This is a genomic window from Phyllobacterium sp. (assembly GCF_037994425.1).
Classification (GTDB): Bacteria; Pseudomonadota; Alphaproteobacteria; order Rhizobiales; family Rhizobiaceae; genus Phyllobacterium.
The window spans coordinates 1-9,410 of sequence record NZ_JBBNAM010000061.1; the positions used below are offsets into that span (position 1 = coordinate 1).

General features: G+C 58.4%; 10 protein-coding genes. 6 read left to right on the plus strand and 4 right to left on the minus strand.

Annotated features, from left to right (window positions below; genetic code table 11):
• Positions 1-253: 253 nt before the first annotated feature.
• Positions 254-1,567: a plasmid replication protein RepC gene (gene repC / locus AAAB35_RS04305; protein ID WP_340666991.1), complete on the plus strand. Its 1,314-nt coding sequence runs from the start codon at positions 254-256 to the stop codon at positions 1,565-1,567.
• Positions 1,568-1,590: 23 nt separating this feature from the next.
• Here repC and AAAB35_RS04310 read toward each other — a convergent pair whose 3' ends face one another.
• Genes AAAB35_RS04310 through AAAB35_RS04325 form a run of 4 tightly spaced genes read right to left on the minus strand, consistent with a single transcriptional unit; the run spans position 1,591 to position 5,396 of the window.
• Positions 1,591-2,649, minus strand: coding sequence for a D-TA family PLP-dependent enzyme (locus AAAB35_RS04310; RefSeq protein WP_340666992.1), 1,059 nt, complete (start codon positions 2,647-2,649; stop codon positions 1,591-1,593).
• A 4-nt stretch (positions 2,650-2,653) separates the two neighbouring features.
• Positions 2,654-3,529 (minus strand): MurR/RpiR family transcriptional regulator, encoded by an 876-nt coding sequence (locus AAAB35_RS04315; protein ID WP_340666993.1) that lies wholly within the window; start codon positions 3,527-3,529, stop codon positions 2,654-2,656.
• Between the two features lie 6 nt (positions 3,530-3,535).
• The gene (gene ugpC, locus AAAB35_RS04320; RefSeq protein ID WP_340666994.1) at positions 3,536-4,603 is read right to left on the minus strand and encodes a sn-glycerol-3-phosphate ABC transporter ATP-binding protein UgpC; all 1,068 of its coding nucleotides are present in this window, start codon (positions 4,601-4,603) and stop codon (positions 3,536-3,538) included.
• 4 nt (positions 4,604-4,607) lie between these two features.
• Positions 4,608-5,396, minus strand: a complete 789-nt coding sequence (locus tag AAAB35_RS04325; RefSeq protein WP_340666995.1) for an SDR family oxidoreductase — start codon at positions 5,394-5,396, stop codon at positions 4,608-4,610.
• A 249-nt stretch (positions 5,397-5,645) separates the two neighbouring features.
• Between AAAB35_RS04325 and AAAB35_RS04330 the strand changes: the two genes are divergently transcribed.
• From AAAB35_RS04330 to AAAB35_RS04350, 5 genes are all read left to right on the plus strand, one after another.
• Positions 5,646-6,875, plus strand: a complete 1,230-nt coding sequence (locus AAAB35_RS04330) for a sugar ABC transporter substrate-binding protein (RefSeq protein ID WP_340666996.1) — start codon at positions 5,646-5,648, stop codon at positions 6,873-6,875.
• A gap of 77 nt (positions 6,876-6,952) precedes the next feature.
• The gene (locus AAAB35_RS04335) at positions 6,953-7,822 is read left to right on the plus strand and encodes a sugar ABC transporter permease (protein ID WP_340666997.1); all 870 of its coding nucleotides are present in this window, start codon (positions 6,953-6,955) and stop codon (positions 7,820-7,822) included.
• On the plus strand, positions 7,819-8,643 hold the full coding sequence (locus AAAB35_RS04340) for a carbohydrate ABC transporter permease (RefSeq protein ID WP_340666998.1): 825 nt from the start codon (positions 7,819-7,821) through the stop codon (positions 8,641-8,643). The genes AAAB35_RS04335 and AAAB35_RS04340 overlap by 4 nt, the downstream gene beginning before the upstream one ends.
• Positions 8,644-8,659: 16 nt before the next feature.
• Complete coding sequence (locus tag AAAB35_RS04345; protein ID WP_340667000.1) at positions 8,660-9,028, plus strand: RidA family protein; 369 nt, start codon at positions 8,660-8,662, stop codon at positions 9,026-9,028.
• Between the two features lie 23 nt (positions 9,029-9,051).
• On the plus strand, positions 9,052-9,410 hold a 359-nt coding region (locus tag AAAB35_RS04350), incomplete at its 3' end, for a M81 family metallopeptidase (RefSeq protein ID WP_340666999.1).

A 9,410-nucleotide genomic window follows, 5' to 3' on the forward strand; every position in this document is an offset into this window, starting at 1 on the left:
GAGCTTGAGGAGCTCTTGAGCCGATTCAACAATCAGAAGCGGGGCTGATACCCGCCATCAAGTTCTATGCGTAAGCGTTAAACCGAGAGAAACAAAAGAAGGAACAACGGCAAGAAAAAAGGCCCCCAGAACGTTACCGCCCCGGAAGCCCTCTTCAATGTAGCAATTCGAGAGAATCACTTCCGCCCAGACTTGTCAAGAGTCGGACGCGTTCCGGCACACCTTTCCCTTGCCTCCATTTGAGGTAGAGAACATGACTGACCGTTTCGCGACCACGCCTTTTGGCGGGCGATCGCTGTCGCATGCCATGTTTGCCGTGCAGGAAAAGACTGCGCGAGCACGCGAAAAACTGGCAGAAGCGACGGCAAATCACCCGGAAAAATGGACGCTGTTGCGCTCGCTTACCGTGGCGCGCGCTGCTTTTTTCCTATCAGACCGCGCCATCGCGGTTCTCGAGGCGTTACTCAGCTTCCATCCCGAGACAGCGCTTGATGGCAGCGCGCCACTGATCGTGTTTCCTTCCAATGCCGAACTGTCAATGCGCACGCGGGGAATGTCGCCTGCAACCATACGCAGGCACCTGGCCTCGCTGGTGGAGGCGGGATTGATCATTCGTCGCGACAGCCCCAATGGCAAGCGCTACGCACGGCGAGGCGATACCGGCGAGATCGAACATGCATTCGGCTTTGACATTTCGCCACTAGCGTTGCGCAGCGATGAAATCGAGGCGCAAGCGGCCGAAGCACGCAACCTTGCGCGCGCTATCCATCGCGTACGCAGCGAGATCACAATTCATTTGCGCGACATCTCAAAAACGATCGCCGCCGGCCTCAGCGAAGGGCGGACCGGGAACTGGGCGCAATATGCCAACGAGCTTGCGGCACTATCGGGCAGAGTGAGCCGGCATTTGCCCCTTGAGACCCTAAAGGGACGTTGCGACGCACTGGCTGAACTGCGTCCAAGAGTGGAAAAAGCCTACCTTGCTTCATTATCCGAAGAAGAAATGAGCGCCAGTGAGTCTTCTTTTGAGCGCCATATTCAGAATTCAGATCTAGACCACCATCTTGAAAAGAGCAAAGAAACCACAAACGAGCTGGTCCAGGTGCCACGACCTGAATTAGGAAGTGGTAAGGCGGCTGCGTTGCTGAATTTGCGCAAACAACTTGCGACAGCGCGGCGTAGCCAAAGCCACGTGCGTCCGGGTGACAGCAAGCCGGTGCAGGAATCGGCAGCAACGCCCGTGCCGCTGACCGCCGTGTTAGATGCCTGCCCGCAGATAAGCGATTACGTCCGCGGCGGCATTTCCGACTGGCGCGATCTGATGCAGGCTGCCGGTGTCGTTCGTTCAATGCTCGGCGTTTCGCCTGACGCTTGGGACCGGGCTAAGGCGACCATGGGTGATGTGGATGCGGCCATCACCGTTGCCGCTATCCTCGAACGCGCTGGCACTATCCGATCACCGGGTGGCTATCTGCGGGCGCTCACCGATCGCGCGCAAGATGGTTTGTACTCCGTCTTGCCCGTCCTCAAGGCGTTGCGGGAAGAAGCCCCTGCAAGGCTGGAATAATGCGGTTTCGCGTCGGACTTCACCTAGTCAACCCGCCCGCGAGCCGCGACAGGCGTGACCTCGACAATCTCGTCGCCCGATATCAGAACCACGGCGTCAAAAAGGTTGGAGACGACACACGCGTGATTGGGAATTATGCGGATCCGGTCGCCGATCTGTGGCTTCCTGGTGCACGCGGTCACGTCGATGACCCCGTGCTCCTCGCTCAAGGAAGCAACGACCGCATCCGGATACTCAACGATACGGCCAAATCCTTCCATGCCGAATGTATCGCTCGACAGGGCCTTCGACCCCGCGTCGATGACAGCTCGATTGTCCGTTGGACGGCTGATGACTGTTGCAAGGACTGTCAATGCGCAGTCATCCCAGCCGCCGACACCTTTCGAAACCTGGAAACGGTCCATATAGATATAGGTGCCCGGACGATGTTCGGTCGCGCTTTTAACTTCATGCGCGCGCCACATATCCGGCGATCCGCCATTGGAGATGATGCGCGGATCGAACCCGGCATCCACCGCCTTTTGTCTCGCCGCGGCGAGAAAGGCTTCATTCTGTTCGACCGCACCTGTCTTGGGGTAGGTCATGAAACCGGCAAAGCGCAGCCCTTCGGCGCTATCGATCTGCTTTGCCAGAGTGATGGCTTCCTCGGGCGACTGGACGCCGCAGCGCCCCATACCGGTATCGCATTCGACGAGAACGTCGAGAGTCTTCGCTCCGTTGCCGAAAGCCTCGGCAAGCCCCCGGATCGTCACCGCGCTGTCGGCCGTCACGGCAAGCGTGACACGCTCATTCAGCGCCACCAGGCGGTCAAGTTTGGACTTGCCAAGAATGTTGTAGGGAAGAAAGATGTCCGTCAGACCAGCATCGGCCATGACCTCTGCTTCGCCCAGTTTCTGACAGGTGATGCCCACAGCGCCGAGCTCGACCTGGCGTTGGGCAAAACGGGGCAGCTTATGCGTTTTGATATGCGGGCGAACCGCAATGCCGTGGCTGTCGGCATAGGCCTGAAAGCGTCGCAAGTTGGCGTCGGCCCGGTCCACATCTATGAGAACGGCGGGCGTGTCGATTTCGGAAAGGGTCACGGGACTAATCTCCAAGTGGCAGGTTGGGCGCGCCAGTCTTGTGCAGACCCTGCAGGGTCTTGATCCGACGCATGCGTTCGACGGCCGGCGCGCCGATACGCTCGGCAATTGTCATGGCCAGCATGTCGGTCATGGCAAGCAGGGCATAGCGTGCCGGCGAGGGACGGTAGACATTCGTGCCCTCATCGAGGCGAAGGGGCAGAACAAGTTGCGTGGCCGCGGCGAGGGACGAGCCAGGGGCCGTTATCGCGATGGTCTTTGCCCCGTAGCGGCCAGCAATCGCTACTGCCTCGATCAGCGGCCTGATTTCTCCCGAAAGCGAATAGGCGACGATTGCAGTTTCCTTGGTGCTGGTTGCTGCAGTCATCTGCTGCATTTCGCCATCGATGGATGACGCGGCCCTGAGACCGAGTCGGAACAGGCGGTTTTCCAGTTCCGTTGCCGCCATTGATGATGCGCCGCCCGAACCATAGGCCCGTACCATACCGGCTTCCGCCACAATCGAGGCCGCTCGATCAAGGTCGGCGCGATCAATCTGGTCCACAACATTGCTGATCGCACCATGAGCGCCGGAACATATGATCGTTGGAATGTCGTTGTCCCTGTGTGTCGGTTCAGCCACAATGAAGCGACCAGCCACGGCCAGGGATTGTGCCAGCTTGACCTTGAATTCGCGTGTGCCCTCAAAGCCGAGCATGCGGCAGAACCGAGTTATGGTCGGTTCACTGACACCCGCCTTCTCGGCCAGCAATTCGATCGATGCGTGCGTTGCAAAATCCGCATCTGCCAAAATCGCCGCCGCAACCCGCTGATCCGAGCGCTGCCCGGTGTCGGCTATGTCCCTCAAGCGGGCGACAATATCGAAATGCGGTGCGGCCATTTCCAATCAGATCCGAATTCCGGTTGTGCGATCGAAGACATGCACCTTGTCGGGATCGACTGACAGCCGCATCATGCTGGCGGGTTCGGGTGCGATCCGGTCGCGGAAGACGCAGCGCACGCCAACACCGTCAATCGTGCCGAAAAGGTGGGTTTCTGAACCCGTCGGCTCGACGACGGCAACCTGATAGGGGAAACCGTTGCCATCGATAGCAAGATGAAACTGTTCCGGACGGATGCCGATCTCCACCTCCTGTCCCGAAGCTGCTGTCGTCGCACCGACCGGAATGACCGAGCCATCCGACATGCGCACGCCTGATGTCCCGTCACCGCGTTCGAGCGTTCCTGGAATGAAGTTCATTGCCGGCGATCCGAGAAAGCCGGCAACAAACTTGTTGACCGGCCTGTCATAGAGCTCGAGCGGCGAGCCCGATTGCTCGATGCGGCCGCCGTTCATGACCACGATCCGGTCTGCCATCGTCATGGCTTCAATCTGGTCATGGGTCACATAGACGATCGTTGTCTTCAGCTGTTGGTGCAGCGCTTTCAATTCGGTGCGCATCTGGACGCGCAGTTTTGCGTCGAGATTGGAAAGCGGTTCGTCGAACAGGAAAAGGTTGGGCTTGCGCACAATGGTGCGACCCATGGCAACGCGCTGACGCTGGCCGCCCGAGAGTTGGCGGGGCAGGCGATCGAGATAGTCGTGGAGGTTAAGGACCTCGGCAGCCTTGTTGACTTTCGTGTCGATCGTATCGGCCGCCTCGCGGCGGATTTTTGGACCAAAACCGATATTCTTGCGCGTCGTCATATGCGGGAAGAGTGCATAGCTTTGAAACACCATCGAGATGTTTCGCTGTTGCGGCGGCAGCGTGTTCGACAGGCGCTCGCCAATCCACAGTTCGCCACCCGAGATGTCGTCGAGGCCGGCGATCATGCGCAAGAGCGTTGACTTGCCGCAGCCCGATGGGCCGATGAGCACGAGAAACTCGCCATCACGCACCTCAAGATCGATGCCATGCAGGACATTCATGGCGCCGTAGGACTTGACGAGTTTCTTGATTTCCAGTCCGGCCATGATGCTATCCTCCCGCAAGGACGTCGTTTATGAAGCGCAGGTTGCCGGCCGTTAAGCCCGCATCGACCGCAAGCGCCGTGCCGGTTATCCCGGAGGCAGCTGGCGAAGCGAGGAACACCGCGGCCTTCGCCACCTCTTCCGGCGTCACCATGCGCCCGAGCGGGTAATGCGGCAACACCTTTGCCAGAAGCGCCGGCTCCTTCTCAAGGCGGTGATCCCAGGCGGGTGTGCGCACGGAACCAGGGCAAATGGCATTGGCACGGATGCCGTAGCGACCGCGCTCGACGGCGAGCGCCTTGACGTATGAGATCAATCCTGCCTTGGCAGCAGAGTAGGCAGGATTGCCGAAATGGCTGAGACCGTTGACGGAAGATATAAACACAACGCAGCCACGTGCGCGCTTGCTCATCGCATCAACAACCGGAGCCGTTACGTGGTAAGCCCCGTTGAGATTGATGGCGACCTCGCGGTCCCAGAGCGCGCCGTCCACCTGATCAAGGGTCTCCGCGCGCGTGAAACCCGCATTGTTGATGAGGATGTCCGGAACGCCCCTGTCCTTGACGAAATTGCCAATGGCGCCCGATGTGGCGCCCGCGTCAAGAAGGTCGAAGCTCAGACGGTGCTCGAGATCAAGATCCGCCATCGTTTCCAACTGCCGATCAGCACCCGATACGATGGCGCCGGCGGCGCGGAAGGCCCTGACAAGCGCGCGGCCGATGCCGCCGCCCGCTCCGGTGATAAGGACCGTCTGGTTCCTGAGTTCAAGGAAGTCGTCGATATGGGCTGAAGTCATAAACCGGCCTGTGGTTCGTCGTCTGACTATGATTTGCGGTGTCTTCCGCTTCTGCGCAGCTAAGGACCGGGTGTGAAAAAAAGCAACACAAAAATCTTATCGCTCGACAAAATACTGACTTGCATGAAATTAAATTACATTTGAAGATGGCGCCGTCACAAGCGCAAGCTGGCGGAACTGTTGGAGCAAAATCCGAACGGCGTTGCGACGAGAAGCGCTGCTGCATGCAGCTGAAAAAGGGGTACCTCAATGACGATCAGACAGAAACTTTGCCTTTTTGCTGGAGCAAGCCTCATTGCTTTCAGCACCAGTGCACTTGCCGAAACGACAGTCCGCGTCACCATCGCCGAGTACAGCAAGGGCACCGGTCCCTATTTCGAAGAGGCCGCCAAGGCATTTGAGGCGGCCAATCCTGATACGAAAATCCAGATCGAAGTCGTTCCGTGGGATAATCTGCAGCAGAAGCTGACGACCGACATTTCCGCCGGCGCCAATGCCGACCTTTCCATTATCGGCACGCGCTGGCTGCTTGATTACGTCAAGGAAGGCATCGTTGCGCCGCTCGACGCATATATCAAGCCCGACTTCAAGGCCCGTTTCATTGACACTTTCCTGACGCCTTCGGTGATGAACGGCAAGGTCTACGGTCTGCCGATCGCCGCTTCTGCGCGGGCGATGTATTACAACAAGGATATTTTTGCCAAGGCGGGTATCGACACACCGCCCGCAAGCTGGGCTGAATTCAAGACCGATGCGGAGAAGATCAAGAAGCTAGGCGGCGAGACCTATGGTTTTGGCCTGCAGGGCAAGGAAATTGAAACCGATGTGTATTTCTACTATGGCATGTGGTCGAACGGCGGCGAAATCGTCAAGGATGGCAAGTCGGGTCTCGATTCACAGGCGGCGATCGACACGGCCAAGCTCTACAAGAGCTTCATCGACGAGGGCCTAAGCCAGCCGGGTGTCACCTCCTACTCGCGCGAAGATGTGCAGAACCTCTTCAAGCAGGGCAAGGTCGCAACAGTGATTACGGCGCCTTTCCTTTCCAACCAGATCAAGGCCGAAGCACCTGACCTGAAATATGGTGTCGCGCCGATTCCAGCCGGGCCGGGCGGCGACAAGGGCACCTACGGCGTTACTGACTCGATCGTCTTGTTCGAAAATTCAAAGAACAAGGATGCGGCCTTCAAATTCCTCGACTTCATCTTCACGACCGAGCAGCGCACGAAGTTCGACAAGGTCGAGGGCTTCCTGCCCGTCAATGCCGAGGAAGCGAAGGATCCCTATTTCGCCGACAATGCCGACCTGAAGGTCTTCACATCCCTTCTGCCGAACGCACGGTTTGCGCCGGTCATCCCGGGCTGGGAAGAGATCGCGCAGACGACCTCCAATGCGGTCCAGAAGATCTATCTGGGCGAGGGCGATCCCGAAGCGACGCTGAAAGAAGCTGCAGCGAAGATCAATGAGACGCTGAAATGAGGCTGACGGGAGGTGGTTCACCCACCTCCCGGTTTCCCCTTCTACCACCACGATCCGCCCCGAGGAATTCAAAGCCGATGCAACGGGCCGCAGCCCCCTACGTCCTCATCCTGCCGAGTTTCCTCCTGGCAGCGGCCATTATCCTTTGGCCGCTCAAAGAAATCATTTCCCTGTCACTGCACGACGTAAATCGCTTCGGCATGATACGGGACTTCATCGGCCTGCAGCATTTCCGGGTCCTGTTTTCCGATCCAGATTTCATCGCAGCGACCTGGCGCACCCTCGTGTGGACTGCCTCCGTCGTTCTCGGGACACTGATCCTGTCGGTGCCCATCGCGCTCATTCTCAACGAAGATTTCTATGGGCGCGGTATCGCGCGCATCCTGATCATGCTGCCCTGGGCGATCTCGTTGACGATGACGGCCATTGTCTGGCGCTGGGCATTGAGCGGCGAGAGCGGCATGCTCAATTCCGCCTTGCGCGGCCTTGGTCTGATCGACAGCAACATTCAGTGGCTGGCCGAAGGCTCAAGCGCATTTCCCATGCAGATCTTCATCGGCATCCTGGTGTCGGTACCCTTCACGGTGACCATATTTCTCGGCGGTCTTTCGTCGGTGCCGGACGATCTTTATGAGGCGGCGGCAACGGAAGGTGCCGGGAGCTGGGATCAGTTCCGCCTGATCACGCTGCCGCTGCTGCGTCCCTTCATCAATATCGCCTTCGTGCTCAACACGATTTATGTGTTCAACTCCTTTCCCATCATCTGGGCGACAACGCAGGGCGGTCCGGCCAATTCGACCGACATCCTTGTCACCTACCTTTACAAGACCGGCTTTCGCGTCGGCAAACTCGGGGAGGCGGCAGCCGTATCGCTGATCATGTTCGCAATTCTGCTTGTCTTCACGATCATCTATGTCCGCCTGGCCATGCGCGAGGCGAAGTCATGAGCGCGAAACTGAAACGTTCAATCCTTTTCTGGATACTGCTATCGCCGGTCGTCGTTGTGATCCTGTTTCCCTATGCGGTCATGACGATCAGTTCATTGAAATCCGCGACCGAGGTGCTGACACCCAACTGGTGGCCGACGGAACTTCATTGGCAGAATTTTCCGGAGATGTGGCGCACCTCCGGCATAGCGCCGGCTCTTGCCAATTCACTTTATGTTTCGGCATTTTCAACGGCGCTGACGATTCTTGTCTCCATCCCCGCGGGATATGCCTTGAGCCGTTACCAGTTTGCCGGACGCGATGCCTTTCGGCAGTTCCTGCTGATATCGCAAATGCTCTCGCCCATCGTCCTGGTCATCGGACTTTTTCGCCTTGTCGCTGGCGCGGGCATGATTGACAGCCTCAACGCCCTTGTCGTGATCTACACTGCATTCAATATCGCCTTCTGCGTCTGGATGCTGCAGAGCTATTTCTCGACGATACCACGTGATCTCGAAGAAGCGGCCTGGATGGAGGGCGCGAGCGGCTGGCGTACGCTCGTCAGCGTGTTCCTGCCGCTTGCGGTGCCGGCCATGGTGGTCACGGCCATCTTCACCTTCATCAATGCCTGGAACGAGTTCGTCATCGCATTGACAATGTTAAGGACCGAGGGCAGTTACACATTGCCCATTCGCGTTTTCTCGCTCGTGGCGGGCCGCTATACTGTCGACTGGCACTATGTCATGGCAGCCGCCTTTGTTGCTTCCGTTCCAGTGGCCATCCTCTTTGCCTTCCTGCAACGATACCTCGTACGTGGCCTTTCGATCGGTGCCGTCAAATAACACAAAGGGAGCCTTTATCATGACCAAGCAACACTTCGGCACTTCCAATGTTCCCCTGTCACCAGCCGTGCGGGCTGGCGACTTCATCTATGTTTCAGGTCAAGTACCGGTGGGAAGCGATGGTACGGTGATCACTGGCGGGATCGAGACCCAGACGAAGCAGGTCATGGAAAACGTCAAGACGGCGCTCGCTCTTGCCGGCGCGCAGCTTTCCGATGTCGTCAAGACCTTCGTCATTCTCGAAGACGCACGCGAATTTGCGGCGTTCAACAAGACCTATGCCACCTATTTCCCGAAAGACCCGCCGGCCCGCACGACGATTGAATCCCGTCTGATGATTGACATCAAGATCGAGATCGAAGCCATCGCCTACAAGCCGCTCTGACCAACCGACAACTCAGGCATATCATGCGCATTTTTACCGCGTCGCTTGCGACGGAGACCAATACATTCTCACCGGTGCCGACCGACCGCGCCAGCTTCGAGATGGCGTTCTATGCAGCGCCCGGCGAACACCCCGAAACGCCGACCCTTTGCTCGGCCCCGATGGTGGTCTTGCGCAAGCGAGCCCGCGAGGAGGGTTTCGAGCTCATTGAAGGAACGGCGACCTGGGCGGAGCCGGGCGGACTTTTGCAACGCAAGGCTTATGAGGAGCTGCGCGACGAGATCCTGACCCAGCTGCGCGCCGCGATGCCGGTTGATGGGGTCGTCCTCGGATTGCACGGGGCCATGGTGGCGCAGGGCTATGACGACTGCGAAGGCGATCT

Excerpts from the sequence above, each read along its gene's own strand:
- repC (WP_340666991.1), top strand. The coding sequence starts at position 254 with ATGACTGACCGTTTCGCGACCACGCCTTTTGGCGGGCGATCGCTGTCG.
- AAAB35_RS04315 (WP_340666993.1), bottom strand. The coding sequence starts at position 3,529 with ATGGCCGCACCGCATTTCGATATTGTCGCCCGCTTGAGGGACATAGCC.
- ugpC (WP_340666994.1), bottom strand. The coding sequence starts at position 4,603 with ATGGCCGGACTGGAAATCAAGAAACTCGTCAAGTCCTACGGCGCCATG.
- AAAB35_RS04325 (WP_340666995.1), bottom strand. The coding sequence starts at position 5,396 with ATGACTTCAGCCCATATCGACGACTTCCTTGAACTCAGGAACCAGACG.
- AAAB35_RS04330 (WP_340666996.1), top strand. The coding sequence starts at position 5,646 with ATGACGATCAGACAGAAACTTTGCCTTTTTGCTGGAGCAAGCCTCATT.
- AAAB35_RS04335 (WP_340666997.1), top strand. The coding sequence starts at position 6,953 with ATGCAACGGGCCGCAGCCCCCTACGTCCTCATCCTGCCGAGTTTCCTC.
- AAAB35_RS04340 (WP_340666998.1), top strand. The coding sequence starts at position 7,819 with ATGAGCGCGAAACTGAAACGTTCAATCCTTTTCTGGATACTGCTATCG.